This is a genomic window from Streptomyces acidiscabies (genome assembly GCF_020010905.1).
Taxonomy (GTDB): Bacteria; Actinomycetota; Actinomycetes; order Streptomycetales; family Streptomycetaceae; genus Streptomyces; species Streptomyces acidiscabies.
In genome coordinates this window covers 1,655,384-1,672,253 of sequence record NZ_JAGJBY010000002.1, presented here as the reverse complement: position 1 = coordinate 1,672,253, position 16,870 = coordinate 1,655,384, and the positions used below count along the sequence as shown (strand labels likewise).

The 16,870-nt window shown below is 72.0% G+C and carries 13 protein-coding genes; 6 read left to right on the top strand and 7 right to left on the bottom strand.

The genetic code is table 11. From position 1 onward, the window contains the following. Nucleotides 1–12: 12 nt before the first annotated feature. The gene (locus J8M50_RS34450; protein WP_010353880.1) at nt 13–3,231 is read right to left on the bottom strand and encodes a helicase-related protein; all 3,219 of its coding nucleotides are present in this window, start codon (nt 3,229–3,231) and stop codon (nt 13–15) included. Between the two features lie 169 nt (nt 3,232–3,400). Here J8M50_RS34450 and J8M50_RS34445 point away from each other — a divergent pair, with 169 nt between their 5' ends. After that, the gene (locus tag J8M50_RS34445) at nt 3,401–5,233 is read left to right on the top strand and encodes an HSP90 family protein (protein WP_029183882.1); all 1,833 of its coding nucleotides are present in this window, start codon (nt 3,401–3,403) and stop codon (nt 5,231–5,233) included. Nucleotide 5,234: 1 nt separating this feature from the next. Next, nucleotides 5,235–8,165, top strand: coding sequence for a tetratricopeptide repeat protein (locus J8M50_RS34440; RefSeq protein ID WP_372462338.1), 2,931 nt, complete (start codon nt 5,235–5,237; stop codon nt 8,163–8,165). Between the two features lies 1 nt (nt 8,166). Here J8M50_RS34440 and J8M50_RS34435 read toward each other — a convergent pair whose 3' ends face one another. Continuing rightward, a complete protein-coding gene (locus tag J8M50_RS34435; RefSeq protein ID WP_010353884.1) occupies nt 8,167–9,831 on the bottom strand; it encodes a DAK2 domain-containing protein in 1,665 nt (554 codons plus the stop codon). 203 nt (nt 9,832–10,034) lie between these two features. On the opposite strand from J8M50_RS34435, the gene rpmB reads away from it, so the two are divergent. Beyond that, nucleotides 10,035–10,220: a 50S ribosomal protein L28 gene (gene rpmB / locus J8M50_RS34430; RefSeq protein WP_003973430.1), complete on the top strand. Its 186-nt coding sequence runs from the start codon at nt 10,035–10,037 to the stop codon at nt 10,218–10,220. An 82-nt stretch (nt 10,221–10,302) separates the two neighbouring features. On the opposite strand, the gene thiD is transcribed toward rpmB, so the two are convergent. Both thiD and J8M50_RS34420 read right to left on the bottom strand, forming a co-directional pair. Continuing rightward, entirely contained in the window at nt 10,303–11,088 is a 786-nt protein-coding gene (gene thiD / locus J8M50_RS34425; protein WP_010353885.1) for a bifunctional hydroxymethylpyrimidine kinase/phosphomethylpyrimidine kinase, read from the bottom strand. After that, nucleotides 11,085–12,047, bottom strand: coding sequence for a thiamine-phosphate kinase (locus tag J8M50_RS34420; RefSeq protein WP_010353887.1), 963 nt, complete (start codon nt 12,045–12,047; stop codon nt 11,085–11,087). Before J8M50_RS34420 ends, thiD begins: the two co-directional genes overlap by 4 nt. A gap of 197 nt (nt 12,048–12,244) precedes the next feature. Here J8M50_RS34420 and J8M50_RS34415 point away from each other — a divergent pair, with 197 nt between their 5' ends. After that, complete coding sequence (locus J8M50_RS34415) at nt 12,245–12,478, top strand: Lrp/AsnC family transcriptional regulator (RefSeq protein WP_010353888.1); 234 nt, start codon at nt 12,245–12,247, stop codon at nt 12,476–12,478. A 20-nt stretch (nt 12,479–12,498) separates the two neighbouring features. Beyond that, nucleotides 12,499–12,978, top strand: coding sequence for a DUF3515 domain-containing protein (locus J8M50_RS34410; protein WP_029183883.1), 480 nt, complete (start codon nt 12,499–12,501; stop codon nt 12,976–12,978). A gap of 2 nt (nt 12,979–12,980) precedes the next feature. On the opposite strand, the gene J8M50_RS34405 is transcribed toward J8M50_RS34410, so the two are convergent. The 3 genes from J8M50_RS34405 to J8M50_RS34395 form a co-directional block, all read right to left on the bottom strand. Next, on the bottom strand, nt 12,981–14,135 hold the full coding sequence (locus tag J8M50_RS34405; protein ID WP_010353891.1) for a D-alanine--D-alanine ligase family protein: 1,155 nt from the start codon (nt 14,133–14,135) through the stop codon (nt 12,981–12,983). 95 nt (nt 14,136–14,230) lie between these two features. Beyond that, complete coding sequence (locus tag J8M50_RS34400) at nt 14,231–15,241, bottom strand: NAD(P)H-dependent glycerol-3-phosphate dehydrogenase (RefSeq protein WP_010353893.1); 1,011 nt, start codon at nt 15,239–15,241, stop codon at nt 14,231–14,233. After that, the gene (locus J8M50_RS34395; protein ID WP_010353894.1) at nt 15,238–16,002 is read right to left on the bottom strand and encodes a lysophospholipid acyltransferase family protein; all 765 of its coding nucleotides are present in this window, start codon (nt 16,000–16,002) and stop codon (nt 15,238–15,240) included. The genes J8M50_RS34400 and J8M50_RS34395 overlap by 4 nt, the downstream gene beginning before the upstream one ends. 198 nt (nt 16,003–16,200) lie before the next feature. On the opposite strand from J8M50_RS34395, the gene cofC reads away from it, so the two are divergent. Further along, nucleotides 16,201–16,839, top strand: coding sequence for a 2-phospho-L-lactate guanylyltransferase (gene cofC / locus J8M50_RS34390; protein ID WP_010353895.1), 639 nt, complete (start codon nt 16,201–16,203; stop codon nt 16,837–16,839). Nucleotides 16,840–16,870 lie beyond the last annotated feature (31 nt).

Here is a 16,870-nt window from a genome sequence, read left to right as displayed (position 1 = left end):
GTCCAGTGTGGCTCACCCCTTCTCCAAGTACTGCTCCCTCTCCTCGTCCAACAGCGCGTCCAGCGCTGTTTTCAGACCCGGCAGTCCCTCCAGCTCCGGGTTCTCCCGCACCAGCGTCGTCGCCTCCTCCCTCGCCTCCGCGATGACCTCCTCGTCCTCGATGACCTCCAGGACCCGCAGGGAGGAGCGCGCGCCCGACTGGGCCTGGCCCAGCACGTCGCCCTCTCTCCGCTGTTCCAGGTCGATCCGCGACAGTTCGAAGCCGTCCAGCGTCGACGCGACCGCGTTCAGGCGCTGGCGGGCCGCGCTCGCTTCCGGCATGTCCGTGACGAGGAGGCAGAGGCCCGGTGCCGAACCCCGGCCCACCCGGCCCCGGAGCTGGTGGAGCTGGGACACGCCGAAGCGGTCCGCGTCCATGATCACCATGGCGGTGGCGTTGGGGACGTTGACGCCGACCTCGATGACCGTCGTCGCGACCAGGACGTTCGTCTCCCCCGCGGCGAACCTCCGCATCACCGCGTCCTTGTCGTCGGGGTGCATACGGCCGTGCAGGACCTCGACCTCGATGCCCTGGAGCGGGCCCTTGGACAGCTGGTCGGCGACGTCCAGAACCGCGAGGGGCGGGCGCTTGTCCCCGTCCGGCGCTTCCTTCTTCGCCTTCTTGTCGTCCTCCTCGTCCCCGATCCGGGGACAGACGACGTACGCCTGATGCCCCTTGCCCACCTCTTCGCGCACCCGCTCCCACGCGCGCGTGAGGAAGTGGGGCTTGTCGGCGGCGGGCACGACATGCGTGGCGATCGGCGAGCGCCCGGCCGGCAACTGGTCGAGTACGGACGTCTCCAGATCCCCGAACACGGTCATCGCCACGGTCCGGGGAATCGGCGTGGCGGTCATCACGAGCAGATGCGGCGGCTGCTTCCCCTTCCCCCGCAGCGCGTCCCGCTGCTCCACCCCGAACCGGTGCTGCTCGTCGACGACGACCAGCCCCAGATCATGGAACTGCACCTTGTCCTCGATCAGCGCATGCGTCCCGATGACGATCCCGGCCTCCCCGGTCACGAGATCGAGCAACGCATGCCGCCGCGCGGCAGCCCCCATGGACCCGGTGAGCACGACCACCTTGGTCGCCTTGTCCGACCCGCCCAGCATCCCGCCCTCGGCGAGATCCCCCATCATCTCGACGACGGACCGATGATGCTGCTGGGCCAACACCTCGGTGGGAGCCAGCATCGCGGCCTGCCCACCCGCGTCGACGACGGCGAGCATGGCGCGCAGGGCGACCATCGTGTTGTGGGTGACGGTGAAGTTGTCGGTGATGTAGGCGTGGCTGGGGTGAGCGACGCTGATGCACTGGACCGGTTTGCGGCCCACGTACTCGACGGCTCGGACACCGCGCCGGAAAGTGTTGTACTTCGGCCGGGGATGGATACGGGCGGCTTTACGGGCCAGGCGGAACGGGGCGTACTCGTCCGGAAGAGCCACCGATACGTTGAAAGCGGCCTTGCTGGGCAGAACACGCGCCCGGCCGCCCAGGGAGCGTACGAGCCAGGCGACATCGTCCGCGAGCCTGCGCGAGGCGGAACAGAGCGAGATACTCATGCCGTTGGCGTCGACTGTGCCGTCCGTGTCCAACAGTCCTTGCAGCAGAGCGAGCCGGTTCTTGACCGACGTGTTCTTGAAGTCTTCGGGGACGAACTTGCCGTGCGACGTCTCACCCCAGAGCTTCAGATCCCGCAGGATCTGGATCACCGGATTACGGACTCCGCCGGCACGTTGTGCGAGCTGGATCGTGTAGTCGCAGCGGGACCCTCTCACCGGCACCAGCCGACATTCCGGCGCCACCGCGGCTGCGGCGGCCTCGCGGATCTCGTCGTCGACCGTGGACAGGCGCAGGTTGTGGCGGAACGAGCCGTCGCCGAGGAGGAGTCCGAAGAGATACGGATCCAACGGCAGCCCGGCGTCACCTCCTAGATCGACGGGGGTCGCTGCCGGGATGTACCACTTCGAGGACCCGTCCGCTTTGAACGTGTCCAGCCGGATCTCCCGAGTCGTCATCACCTTGGGAGGCTGGCCCCGGTGCCATCCACAGCTCGTCCCGACGATCCACAGGTGCTCGTCGTCGCACTCCACAGAGCTTCCGTCGGAGAGGACCAGACGCCAGACAGGCCGCTCCCCTTGAGGGAAGACACCGTCGACAAGTGCGATCTCGCCCTCCGGCACGATGACCTCGTCGCCCACTGCCAGATCCCCCATCTGCCGGTATCCGGTGGGTGTGAGCACCAGTGCGTCGAGCGGTTGAGCTTTCCCGGAACCGACCTCCCCCTGAAGCAGCCGGTGCATCGGGTGGCTCGTCGCGAGGTCGTCGAAGATCTCCCGGGAGACCTTCTGCTGGCCGTCCGTGAGGGTGAAGGGGAGGCGGTCGTCGAAGGCGGTGAGGAGGCCGTCGGGGGACGGGACGCGGGGGGCGGCCGGGAGTTGGGTGTCGGAGTGGCGGCGGCGGGCCAGGGCCACCTGGAGGACGAACGCCTCGTCCCACTTCAGGCGGGCGCGGGCTTCGGCGACGTCGGACTTGGTGTGGGGCTGGTGGATCTTGAGGAGGGCCTCGGGGAGGGAGACCAGGCCCCGGCCTTCGCGGAGGGAGGGCGGGAGGGGGTCCAGGGCTTCCTGGGCGGTGGGCAGGACCGTCTGGATCGCCTTCGCGAGTTTCCAGGACTCCAGTTTGGCGGTGGCGGGGTAGAGCGGGATCAGGGCGCCCGCCCAGGTTTCCACCGACTCGCCCGCCTCGGTGTCATCGCCTTTGAGGAGCTGGTACGCGGGGTGCGCGAGCTGGAGGCGGCGGTTGAAGACGGACACCTTGCCGGAGAACATCGCGCGGGTGCCGGGGATGAGGTCGTTGTGGGGTTTGTGCACGCCGTTGCCGAAGAAGACGAGCTGGAGGCGCCCGCTGCCGTCGGTGATGGTGACTTCCAGTCGTTGTCCCTTGCCGCGGGGCGCTTTGGAGGAAGCGAACGTGTGCAGCCGGGCGTCGGCGACCATCGCGACCACCGTCACGTGCTCGTCCATGGGCAGGTCGGCGAGGTGGGTGAGCTGTCCGCGCTCCTCGTATCTGCGCGGATAGTGGTGCAGAAGGTCACCGACCGTATGCAGGCCGAGGTGCTCGGCCATCACCTTCGCGGTGGCGGGGCCGAGCACTTTTTTGAGCGGTTCTTCCAGTGCGGGCACGAGATCCATTGCACACCACGCCACTGACAATCCCCTAGACATGTCCTGAAACCCCTGGTCAGCCGCGTCGCTTGGGCCCTAGTATGTCGCGCCTCACGCCATCCCTTCCGCGGTCACCGCCCCAGTCCGGGACCGCCCGACCCCGCGCCGAAGCTCACCCCCCAACGGCGCTGTGACGATGGACTCCCAGACCTCGAAGTCATCCCAGGCATCCCAGTCACCTCACACGTTCCAGGTCGACCTGCGTGGTCTGGTGGACCTGCTCTCCCATCACCTCTACTCCAGTCCCAGGGTCTACCTCCGCGAACTGCTCCAGAACGCGGTGGACGCGATCACCGCGCGCCGCGCGGAGGACCCCGACGCTCCCGCGCGGGTTCGCCTGTTCACGGACGGCTCCGGCCTGCGCGTGGAGGACTCCGGCATCGGCCTGACCGAGTCCGACGTGCACAGTCTGCTGGCGACGATCGGGCGCAGCTCGAAGCGTTCCGACGGTCTCCAGGAGGCGCGTTCGGACTTCCTCGGCCAGTTCGGGATCGGCCTGCTGGCCTGTTTCGTGGTCGCCGAGAGGATCCGCGTGGTCTCCCGGAGCGCGCGCACGCCGGGGGCGCGTCCGGTGGAGTGGACGGCGCGCGACGACGGCTCGTACTCCGTGCGCACGCTCCCGGACGAGGCGCGCCCGGAGCCGGGCACGACGGTGTACCTCCAGGCGCGCGCGGGCGCGGCCGAGTGGCTGTCCGAGGCGCGCGTGCTGGCGCTGGCGAAGGACTTCGGCTCGCTGCTGCCGTACGACGTGCGGGTGGGCGAGGAGGCGGTCACGGACCTGCCGGCGCCCTGGGACCGCGCGTACCCGTCCCCGGCGAACCGGCGGGTGGCGCTGGCGCGGCACTGCCACGGCCTGTTCGGGTTCACGCCGCTGGACTCGATCGAGCTGTCGGTGCCGCTGGCGGGGATCCGGGGGGTGGCGTACGTGCTGCCGTCGGCGGTGTCCCCGGCGCAGCGGGCGACGCACCGGGTGCACCTGAAGGGGATGCTGCTGACGGAGCGGGCCGAACAGCTCCTGCCGGACTGGGCGTTCTTCGTGCGCTGCGTCCTGGACACGGACTCGCTGCGGCCCACGGCGTCGCGCGAGTCGCTGTACGAGGACGAGACGCTGGCGGCTGTCCGGGAGGCGCTCGGGGAGCGGATCCGGGCGTGGCTGACGGGTCTCGCGGCGGGCGATCCGGAGCGCCTGGCGGCGTTCCTGGCGGTGCATCACCTGGGCGTGAAGTCGCTGGCGCGGCACGATCCGGAGATGCTGCGGACGATGCTGCCGTGGCTGCCGTTCGAGACGACGGACGGCCGGCTGTCGCTGGAGGAGTTCGCGCAGCGTCACCCGGTGGTGCACTTCACGCGCACGGTGGAGGAGTACCGCCAGGTCGCGCCGATCGCCTCGGCGCAGGGCATCGGGGTGGTCAACGGCGGTTACACGTACGACAGTGAGCTGGTCGAGGCGTTGCCGTCGGTGCGTCCGGGCACGCCGGTGGCGGAGCTGGACGCGGACACGGTGACGGCTCATCTGGACGCCGTGGACACGGCGGAGGAGCTGGCGCTGGCGGGGTTCCTGGCGGCGGCACGGGCGACGCTGGACCCGCTGGGGTGTGACGTGGTGCTGCGGGCGTTCCATCCGCTGTCGGTGCCGGCGCTGCATCTGGACGACCGGCAGGCGCGGCACGAGCAGGCGCGCGCGGAGGCCGAGGAGCAGGCGGACGACCTGTGGGCGGGCATCCTGGGGTCGCTGCGGGGCGGTGCTCCGCGCGCGCGGCTGGTGCTCAACCATCACAACGCGCTGATCCGGCGGATCAGTTCCCTGAAGGATCCGGAACTGATCGGGACGGCGACGGAGTCGTTGTACGGGCAGGCGCTGCTGATGGCGCAGCGTCCTTTGCGGCCGGCGGACTCGGCGCTGCTGAACCGGGCGTTCATCGGTCTGCTGGAGTGGGCCACTCATGGTGAGGGCGGCAGGAATGAGTGAGATCGAGAACATCGGGGACTTCGACGCGCTGCGCCACGCGATGGCTCAGAACGGCGAGGAGCCGGAGGGCCCGGCGCGCAACGCGCGTGCGGAGCACCTGCTGGGCGAGGCGGAGAAGCTGGGGATCCCGCTGGCGGTGGTGGAGGCGCTCGGGCATCAGCTGAAGGTCTACAACTACAGCTCCGAGAAGGCGAAGATGTTCGTCCCGTTCGCGCGGCTGCTGCGCATGTGGGACGAGCGTCCGGAGGACTTCGACGAGTACGAGGCGCACTCGCTGCACTGGGTGTTCAAGTGGATGTCGGCGGGGATGCTGGACCAGCCGCACATCCCGCTGGCGTCGGTCGAGAAGTGGCTGGGCGAGATGGAGCACCGCTACCGGCTGGCGGGTCATTCGGAGCGGGCGGTGCGCAGCGCGGAGTTCAGTGTCGCGGCGCACATCGGTGATCTCGCGCGCGCGGAGCGGGCGTTCACGGCGTGGCTGGCGGCGGACCGCGACCAGATGGCGGACTGTCACGCGTGCGAGCTGCACGGGCAGGGCTGGTGGCACGCGGAGTGCGGGCGGGACGAGGAGGCGCTGCGGCTGTGGGCGCCGGTCCTGGACGGCGAGTACGCGTGCGCGCACGAGCCGCACACGGTGCTGGCGTCGTCCCTGGTGCCGCTGCTGCGCCTGGGCCGCGTGGACGAGGCGCGGGCGAACCACCTGCGGGGTTTCCGGCTGGTGCGGTCGATGGAGTCGATGCGGGGCGCGTACGCGGACCACGTCGAGTTCTGCGCGCTGACCGGCAACGAGGCGCGCGCGCTGGAGCTGCTGGCGGAGCGTCCCGCGTACTTCACGGACGACGGTCATCCGCGCAGCAAGCTGGACTTCCTGAGCGTGGTCACCCTCCTGACGGACCGGCTGACCGGCCTGGGCCTGGGCGACCGGCAGGTGCCGGGTCCGGCGGGCCGGGAGTGGACGGCGGCGGAGCTGGGGTCCTACGCGCGCGCGGAGGCGCTGCGGCTGGCCGGCGAGTTCGACGCCCGCAACGGCAGCACGCACGTGTCGGAGCGGGCCCGCGCGCGGATGGCGCAGGAGCCGCTGACGGACCGGCTGCCGCTGGGGGTGCGCGGCGCGCGCCCGCCGGTGTCGGCGCCGGTCCCCGCGCCGCGCGCGGTGCGGGAGCCGTCCTCGGAGGGGGAGCCCGATCTCGCGGCGCTGCTCGCGGAGGCGCGCCGCCAGTCGGACACGCTCCAGCCGCACGCCGTGGAGGCGTGGGTGGCGGTCGGCGAGGCCGCCGAGGACGCCGATCTCGCGCCCCGCGACCGCGCGGAGCTGGCCGAGCACGAGGGCATGGCACGCGGCACGGAGGGCCTGGCGTCCTTCGAGGAGGCGGCCCGCTGGTACGCGGAGGCGGACGACCCGGGCGAGTCCCTGGCGGCCCGCGCGCGCGGGGCGTACGTCCGGGCGCTCGCCGGTGACGTCGAGGAGGCGCTCGCGGCCGTCGAGGAGCCGTACGACCGGGTGCTGGCCCTGTACGCCGAGGACGCCACCGGGGTGCGGCAGGCGGCCGGGGTGCTGATGAGCAGGGCGCGGATCCTGATGCGGCGCGCGCACGAGGAGGACGCCGGGCAGGACGTGTTCCCGGTCGCCGAGGCCGCCGTACGGGAGGTGCTCGCGCTGGTCGGCGGGCGCGCGGGGGACGACGTGCGGCTGCACGCGCGTGTGGCGGAGGCCCACGCGATGCTCGCGGAGCTGGCGGCCCTCGGCGGGGACCCGGAGGGGGCGGCGCAGCTGTTCGCGCGCGCGTCGGCCGAGTTCGTGGCGGCGGGGCTGCCGTGGTTCGCGGTGGAGTACGAGGCGCGGCTCGCGGCCCTCGCGCACCACCTCGGCGACATGACGCAGGCGGAGCGGGCGCTCAGGGCGGCTCTGGAGCACGGTGGGCCGGTTCTGGAGCCCGTGGGACGGGCTCAGCTGCATCTTCAGCTCGCGGAGGTCATCGGGGGCCGGGGAGAGGCCGAGGAGGCCGCCGAGCACGCCCTGGAGGCCGCGCACTGGGCCGACGAGGCGGGCGAGGGCCCGACGTTCGGCGCGTGGGCCCGGCACCAGCTGGGCGGTCACCTGGTCCGGCAGGGCCGGTGGGCGGAGGCGGCGGAGGTCCTGGAGTCGGCGCTGGCGGACCTGACCGCCGAGACGCACGGCGACGGGACGGTCGTCCAGACGAAGTGGTGGCTCGGCGACTGCCTGAGCGAGCTCGGCGAGCACCGGGCGGCGGCCGAGCGCCGGCTCCAGGCGGCCGAGATCGCGCGGCACTGGCCGGAGCAGCACGACCACGCGACGCTGGCGCACCTGGCGGCGGAGTCGCTGAGCCAGGCGGAGCTGCTCCCGGAGGCCGATCAGGCGTACGCGCGCGCGGGTGAGCTGTGGCGCTCCCTCGGGAACGTGCACGGCCTGGTGCGGGCCCTGCGCGCCCGCGCGTGGCTGGCGCTGCGCACGGACGACGGCGTGGACAGCGCGCGCGAGCTGATGGCGGCGGCGGTCACGGAGTGCGCGGACGCGCTGGACGCCCTCGACCCGGCGGACGACGAGGAGTCCCGGCACCGGCTCGTCGCGGAACTGGGCCACACGCACCGCCAGTTCGGCGACCTGCTGGCCCGTTCGGCAGCCGAGGACGCGGACGACGACTCGATCCGCGCGGCCCTGGAGGAGGCCCTCGCGCAGATCTCCGACGCGGTCGCCGTCTTCGCCGTCCTCACGGACGACGCCCTGCACGCGCGCACGTCCGCCGAGCTGGCGGCCGGCTGGCTGGAGGCGGACCTGGGCCGCCCGCAGGACGCCGCCGCCCGCGCGCGGGGGGTGCTGGCCGCGTACGGGCCGGGGACGGACGACGATACGGCGGCGTCCCGTCGTACGGAGGCGGAGCAGTTGCTCCAGGGGGTGCGTGAAGGCGGCTGAGCTACTCGACGCCGATCAGCAGCAGGGAGCCCTGGCGGCCACCCCGGTAGACGACCGTGTCGACCGCCAGGTACGCCTCCCGTACGCGGGTCTCCAGCTGGTCGGCGATCGTGTCGGGGGCGTCGTCGCCGAGGACGAGGGTGACGAGTTCGCCGCCCGCCGAGAGCATCCGGTCGAGGACCTCGCGGGCCGTGTCGGTGACGTCCGTGCCGATGACGGCGACGTCTCCGTCGACGAGGCCGAGGACGTCGCCGGCCTGGCAGATCCCGGCCATGGTCCAGGACTGGCGTTCGGCGACGGTGACCTCGGCGTAGCGGGTCGCGCCGGCGGCGGAGGTCATGGAGACGACGTCCTCGTCGAAGCGCCGGTCGGGTTCGTGGACGGCGAGGGCGGCGATGCCCTGGACCGCCGAGCGGGTCGGGATCAGGGCGACCCGGATGCCCTCCGTACGGGACTGCTCGGCAGCGGCTGCGGCCGTGTGGCGCAGGTCGGCGTCGTTGGGCAGGAGCACGACCTCGCGCGCGTGCGCACGCCGGACGGCCTCGACCAGCTCGCCACTGGCGGGCGGCTCCCCCGGCCTGGCCAGCACGGTCGTCGCCCCCGCCTCCGCGTACAGCCCCGCGAGCCCCTCCCCCGGCACGACGGCCACCACGGCGCGCTGGACGCGTTCGCGCGGCGCCCGTTCCCCGCGCGCGGTGTGCGCGTCCCCGGCGCCGAAGTGGGTGATCCGGATCCGGTACGGCCGTCCCGCCTCGACCCCGGCCTCGACGGCGGCCCCGGCGTCGTCCACGTGCACGTGCACGTTCCACAGCCCGTCCCCGCCGACGACGACCAGGGAGTCCCCCAGCGCGTCCAGCCGCGTCCTGAGGCGGGCGACGGCCGCGTCCCCGGCCTCCAGGAGGTAGATGACCTCGAAGGCGGGCCCGTCCCCCTCGGCGCACCCCGAGCCCTCGTCCCGCACGCGCGCGGGAACCCCGATCCCGGCGCTCGTCACCCCCACCGCTCCCCCGCGCGCGGGTGCCTCCCCCGTGAACGTCTCCACCAGCGCCCCCAGCACCGCCACCAGCCCCCGCCCGCCCGCGTCCACGACCCCCGCGTCCTGAAGGACCGCGAGCTGCCCGGGTGTGGCCGCCAGGGCCGTGCACGCCCCCCGATAGGCCGCGCGGGCGACGGAGCCGCAGTCGCCGTCGTCCCCGCAGGCGGCGTCGGCGGCGGCCGTGGCGACGGTCAGGACGGTGCCCTCGACGGGGTGGGCGACGGCCTGGCGGGCGAGGGCGGCGGCGCTGCGCAGGGCGAGGCCGAGGCCGGGGCCGTCGGTGTGAGAGGCGTCACCGTCGGCGGCGAGGACCTGGGACATGCCGCGCAGGAGCTGGGCGAGGATCGTGCCGGAGTTCCCGCGCGCGCCTATGAGCGCGCCGTGCGCCATCGCGTGCGCGGCGTCGGCGAGGGAGGGTGTTCCGGGCTCGTGGGCCGCGAACACGGCCTCCACGGCGGTCGCGGCGGATTCGAGCGTCAGGTACAGGTTGGTGCCGGTGTCCCCGTCCGCGACGGGGTAGACGTTGATCGCGTCGATCTCCTCGCGGGCCCCGCCGAGGGCGGCCAGCGCGAGACCGCACCAGGTGCGCACCGCGAGAGCATCGAGGAATGTCTGCGGCACCTGCGCCACCTGCGCCTCCCTGAGCTGCTGGATTGGACGCAGCGTAGACCGATCGTGGTAGTTTCGTTCAACGGGAGCGGTCGTTGTATGCTGCTCCGGTTGCCCGATCCGATCGGGCCTTTTCCCCCGGCACCGCCACTTCCAGATCCTCGATCTCGATCCCGGCATGCCGGGATCATCCGTAAGTGCATCTGAAGTCTTTGGAGTGACCGGTGGCTGCCAACTGCGACGTCTGCGGCAAGGGTCCGGGCTTCGGCAACAACATCTCGCACTCGCACCGCCGTACGTCCCGTCGCTGGAACCCGAACATCCAGCGCGTTCGTACTGTGGTCAGCGGGACGCCGAAGCGCGTGAACGCATGCACCTCGTGCATCAAGGCCGGCAAGGTTTCGCGCTGACGCTTCGCCGCTGAGCGCGTGGCCACTGCTGGTTCGCCGCAGAAAGCCGATCCACCTTCGGGTGGATCGGCTTTCTGCACATCTACCGCTTGAGCGCCCAGCCGTGATCCACCGGCCCGATCCCCCCGCCGAGCGCGAACCCGCCCCGGATCGCCCCGGTGACGTAACTCTTGGCCGCCGCCACCGCCTCCGGTACGGCCGCCCCCTTCGCCAGCTCCGACGCGATCGCCGACGCCAGCGTGCAGCCCGTTCCGTGGGTGTGGCGGTTGTCGTACCGGGGTGACCTGAGCCAGTGCTCCTCGCGCCCGTCCGTGAGGAGATCGACGGCGTCCCCGGGCAGGTGCCCGCCCTTGATCAGTGCCCAGCGCGGCCCGTACGCCAGGATCGCCGCCGCCGCGTCCCGCATCCCCGCCTCCGACTCGACGCGTACGCCGGTGATCTGGAGCACCTCGTCGAGGTTGGGGGTGGCAAGCGTGGCCGCCGGGAGGAGCCGGTGGCGTACGGCGTCGAGGGCCGAGGCGGCGAGGAGGGCGTCGCCGTGCTTGGAGACGCCGACCGGGTCGACGACGACGGGGGCGGCGGTCGTCGTCAGCAGCTCGGCGACCGTCTCGACGAGTTCCGCCGAGGACAGCATCCCGGTCTTCACCGCCTGGACGCCGATGTCGTCGACGACGCTGCGGTACTGGGCGCGGACGGCTTCGGCGGGGAGTTCCCAGGCGCCCTGTACGCCCAGCGAGTTCTGGGCTGTGACGGCCGTCACGACGCTCATGCCGTGCACGCCGAGCGCGAGCATCGTCTTCAGGTCGGCCTGGATGCCGGCGCCGCCGCCGGAGTCGGAGCCGGCGACGGTCAGGACGCGGGGTATCACTCGACGTCCCCGAAGTGGTCCCAGCCGCCCTGCCGCGTCCAGGGCGCGCCGTCGACGGTCACCTGGGGCAGCGCGGAGGGGCCGAGGACCTCGCCGATGACCTTCCAGCGGGCGGGGAGCTTCACGTCCGGCGGGAACGTCGCGACGATCGCGTGGTCCTCTCCCCCGGTCAGCACCCACTGGATGGGGTCGACGCCGACCGCGTGGCCGATGTCGTTCATCTGCGTGGGGATGTCGATGGACTCGGAGCGGATGTCGATCCGTACCTTGCTGGCCTCGGCGATGTGCCCGAGGTCGGCGATCAGTCCGTCGCTCACGTCGCACATCGCGGTCGCGCCGAGCCTGGCTGCCGCCGGGCCCGCGTGGTACGGCGGTTCCGGGCGGCGGTGCGCCTCCACGAAGGCGCGCGGCGAGCGGAAGCCCCGCGCGAGGACCGCGTACCCGGCCGCCGACCAGCCCAGCCAGCCGGTCACCGCGACCAGGTCGCCGGGCTGCGCGCCGCCCCGGATGATCGGCTCCTGGCCGCGCAGGTCGCCGAGCGCGGTGATCGACACCATGATCGTGTCGCCGCGTACGACGTCCCCGCCGACCACGGAGGCGCCCGCGACCTGGCACTCGTCCCGGATGCCGTCCATCAGCTCCGTCGGCCAGGTCACCGGCAGCTCCGCCGGGACGACGAGGCCGAGCAGCAGCGCGGTCGGTACGGCGCCCATCGCGGCGATGTCGGCGAGGTTCTGGGCGGCGGCCTTGCGGCCCACGTCGTACGCGGTCGACCAGTCCCGGCGGAAGTGCCGGCCCTCCAGCAGGATGTCCGTGCTGGCCACGACCCTGCGGTCGGGCGCGGCGACCACCGCGGCGTCGTCCCCCGGGCCGACGCGGACCGCCGGGGTGGTGGTGAGCCGGGAGGTGAGCTCACGGATGAGCCCGAACTCGCCCAGCTCGCCGACAGTGCCCTTCATCGCCCTTGAGCCCCTTCTCTGCCTGTCCGCGCCCGGTCGCGCGGGACCAGTGTCCTCGATACGGTCGAGGGAGCCGTCAGTTTCTGTCCCGCCCGCTCCCCGGCGCGGGGGTCGCGGGTCTCCCCTCGGCGCGCGGCGACGCGATACCGTGGCGTTCCTTTTCCCCACATGATCCTCGTGGCCGCCCTGGAGGTTCCGTGGTACAGGCGTACATCCTGATCCAGACGGAGGTCGGCAAGGCGTCGACCGTCGCCGAGATGATCGGAGCGATCCCTGGCGTCGTCCAGGCCGAGGACGTGACGGGGCCGTACGACGTGATCGTGCGGGCCCAGGCGGACACGGTCGACGACCTCGGGCGGATGGTGGTCGCCAAGGTGCAGCAGGTGGAGGGGATCACCCGGACCCTGACCTGCCCCGTCGTCCATCTCTAGCCCCCGTCTACCCTTGGCCGGTGAACTTCTTCCGTCACCGGCTCAGTGGTCTGTCCGCCCTCGCCCTGCTGTGCGCCGCAGGCTGCTCATCGGCAGACGACAGCGCGCCGGCCCCGGTTCCCAGTCCGTCCGCGAAAGCCGCGGAGATATGCCGGAAGCTGGACGCCGCGCTGCCTTCCGAGGTGGACGGCCTTCAGCGGCGGGACCCCGAGCCCGCGTCGCCGCTGACCGCGGGCTGGGGAGACCCGGCGATCATACTGCGGTGCGGTGTGGTGAAGCCGCCGAAGATGGACGAGACCGATGTGGACGCTGGTGAGGCCGACGGGGTGGGGTGGCTGGTCGAGAAGCAGGACAACGGCACGGTGCGTTTCACCAGCGCGCTGCGGGTGGTGTACGTCGAGGTGACGTTGCCCAAGTCGCGGGCGGCGGAGGGGATGTCGCCGCTGATCGATCTGGCACCGGCGATGAAGAAGACGGTGCCTGAGGGGATCGCCGACTAGAACTAACGAAGTCCGGTGGAGCGACGCAGGGCCGCCTGGATCAGGCGGTCCACCAGCTCGCCGTACGCCACCCCCGTCTCCTCCCACATCTTCGGGTACATCGAGATCGGCGTGAAGCCGGGCATCGTGTTGATCTCGTTGATGATGAATTCGCCGGAGTCCGTGAGGAAGAAGTCGGCGCGGACCAGGCCCTCGCAGGACGCCGCGTCGAAGGCCTGGACGGCCAAGTCGCGGACCTCGGCGGTCTGTTCGGGGGCCAGGGGGGCCGGGACGATGCCGGGGACCGAGTCGATGTACTTGGACTCGAAGTCGTAGTAGGCGTGCGCGGAAGGGATCTCCGCGGGGACCGAGGCGCGGGGGCCGTCCTCGAACTCCAGGACGCCGCACTCGATCTCGCGGCCCTTGACGGCGGCCTCGATCAGGATCTTGGGGTCGTGGCGCTGCGCCTCGGCGATGGCCTCGTCGAGCCCGGCGGCGTCGTCGACCTTCGTGATGCCGATGGAGGACCCGGCGCGGGCGGGCTTCACGAACAGCGGCCAGCCGTGGTCCGCCGCGAACCCGGCGATCCGCTTGCGGGCCCCGGACTCGTCCTGCGCCCACTCGCGGGGCCGGACCACCAGGTAGGGGCCGACCGCGAGGCCGAAGGAGGTGAAGACGCGCTTCATGTACTCCTTGTCCTGGCCGACGGCGGACGCGAGCACCCCGGCGCCGACGTACGGCACACCGGACAGCTCCAGCATCCCCTGGAGCGTGCCGTCCTCGCCGTACGGGCCGTGCAGCACCGGGAAGACGACATCGACCTCGCCGAGCGCCTTCGGCACGGATCCCGGTTCGCTGTAGACGACTTCGCGGCTCGCGGGGTCCAGCGGGAGCACCACGCCGCCGTCGCCGCCCTCCGCGAGGTCGGCGACCTCGGGGGTGCGGCGCTCCTCGATCGCCATCCGCTCCGGCGCGTCCGCCGTGAGCATCCAGCGGCCCTCCCGCGTGATGCCGATCGGCAGCACGTCGTACTTGTCCCGGTCGAGAGCCCGCAGCACGGCGCCCGCGGTCACCACGGAGATCCCGTGCTCGGAACTGCGCCCGCCGAACACGACGGCCACACGCGGCTTGCGCGCGGGCTGAGACTCGGGGCTCTGGGGAAGGTTCTCGGTGCTCATATCGCGACGAGAGTACCCGTTGGTAGCCGCCGAGTCAGCGTCCACCACCCCGCTGTAGCTGAGCGTCGCGGGGCGTTCGCGGTACGTCGCGTCGCCTACCGCCGTTCCGGCTTCGCGCTCCTCGACATCAGTTCCTTCAGCGCCACCACCGGCGGCTTCGCCTCGTGGACGATGTCGACGACCGTCTCCGTGATGGGCATGTCGACGCCGTGACGGTGGGCCAAGTCCAGTACGGACTGGCAGGACTTGACGCCCTCGGCGGTCTGCTTGGTGACCGCGATCGTCTCCTGGAGGGTCATGCCCTTGCCGAGGTTGGTGCCGAAGGTGTGGTTGCGGGAGAGCGGCGAGGAGCACGTGGCGACGAGGTCGCCGAGGCCCGCGAGCCCGGCGAAGGTCAGCGGGTCGGCGCCCATCGCGAGGCCGAGCCGCGTCGTCTCCGCGAGGCCGCGCGTGATGAGCGAGCCCTTCGCGTTGTCGCCCAGGCCCATGCCGTCGGCGATGCCGACCGCGAGGCCGATGACGTTCTTGACGGCGCCGCCGAGTTCGCAGCCGACCACGTCCGTGTTGGTGTAGGGCCGGAAGTACGGCGTGTGGCAGGCGAGTTGGAGGCGCTGGGCGACCGCCTCGTCGGTGGCGGCGACGACGGCGGCGGCCGGCATCCGGGACGCGATCTCGCGCGCGAGGTTGGGCCCGGTGACGACGGCGATGCGCTCGGCGGCGACCTTGGTGACGTCCTGGATGACCTCGCTCATGCGCATGGTCGTGCCGAGTTCGACGCCCTTCATGAGGGAGACGAGGACCGTGTCGGGCGCCAACAGGGGTGTCCAGTCGGCCAAGTTGGCGCGCAGCGTCTGCGAGGGCACCGACAGGACGGTGAAGTCGGCGCCGGCCATGGCCTCGGCGGGGTCCGTGGTCGCCCGTACCCGCGTGGGGAGTTCGAGCCCGGGGAAGTAATCGGGGTTCTGCCGCGCCGAGTTGATGGCTTCGGCGACCTCGGGGCGCCGCGCCCACAACGTCACCTCGCAGCCCGCGTCCGCGAGGACCACGGCGAACGCCGTCCCCCATGAACCTGCGCTGAGGACTGCCGCCTTGACGGGCTCGCTCACTTGCCGATCTCTCCTTCGTGGCCGTGCTGCGCCTCGGTACGGCGCCGCTGCTCGATCCGCTCCCGGCGCGGATCGTACGGCGTCTCGGGCGCCTTCTCGCCGCGGATGTCCTCCAACTGGCGTGTGATGGCGGCCATGATGACCTCGGTGACCTCCTTGAGGAGGTCGGGGGTCATCTCCTTGCCGTAGTACACCGAGAGGTCCAACGGCGGCCCGGCGAGCACGTGATGGGTCTTGCGCGGGAACAGTTCGGGCTTCTTCGCGTACGGCGGCAGCACCTCGTTGACGCCCCACTGCGCGACCGGCACGACGGGGCACTTCGTCTCCAGCGCCACGCGCGCGGCGCCGGTCTTGCCGGTCATCGGCCAGCCGTCGGGGTCGCGGGTGAGCGTGCCCTCGGGGTAGAACACCACGCACTCGCCGCGCTCCACGGCGGCCACTGCGCCCCGGAAGGCGCTGAGCGCGTCGGTGGACTCACGGTAGACGGGGACCTGGCGCGTGTTCCGCATCCAGGCGCCGACGAATCCCGTCCGGAAAAGGGCGCTCTTCGCCAGGAAACGCGGCATACGTCCGGTGTTGTACTGGAAGTGCGCGTACGCGAAGGGGTCGATGTGGGAATTGTGGTTCACCGCGGTGATAAATCCGCCCTCGGCCGGAATGTGTTCCATTCCGCGCCAGTCCCGCTTGAGGAGAGGCACCAGCAGTGGTTTGCAGATCACCGCGGCGAAGCGGTACCAGAAGCCGATTCTGCGGCGGGGCACGCGGACACCTACCTCTTCCTCCAGGAGCCAGGACTTCCCCGGGCCTGTTCACGTCGTTCCGGCGGCCGGGAGCCGCACAAGTGTGGCCCCGGCAGGCCGGCCTGTCGAGAACACCGTACGCCCCGAAGGAAGAACCGCCAGATGGGCAAGGTTGCAGCCGGGTGACAATGACCGCGACGAGCAAGGGACGGTAAGCCGGTGCAGTGGACGTTGGTCATCCCCCTGAAACCCCTCGCGCGCGCCAAGAGCAGGCTGTCGGACACAGCGGGCGACGAGGTGCGGCCGGCGCTCGCGCTGGCCTTCGCGCAGGACACGGTGGCCGCGGCGCTGGCCTCGGCGGCCGTACGGGATGTGGCGGTCGTCACGGACGACCCGCTGGCCGGGCGCGAACTCGGTGCGCTGGGCGCCCGGATCGTCCCCGACACCCCGCGCGCGGGCCTGAACGCGGCTCTGGCGCACGGGGAGAGCGCCGTACGCGCAGTGAGCCCGAAAACGCCTCTCGCGGCCCTGAACGCCGATCTCCCGGCTTTGCGCCCCGGTGAATTGACGCGGGTCCTGGATGCCGCCGCCGAATTCCCCCGCGCATTCCTGCCGGATGCCGCGGGGATCGGCACGACTTTGCTGGCCGCGACCGCGGGCCACCTTCTGCTCCCCGCATTCGGCCCGGATTCCCGCCTCCTGCACCGCACCTCGGGCGCGGCCGAACTCCTCCTGCCCGCCGTCGACTCGGTCCGCCAGGACGTCGACACCGGCGAGGACCTGCGCGCGGCGCTGGCCCTCGGCGTGGGCCCCCGCACCACCACCGCGACCGCCCGCCTCCTGACCCCCGGCCAATAAAACCCGGCCAGTGAACCCGGCCAGTAGGCTG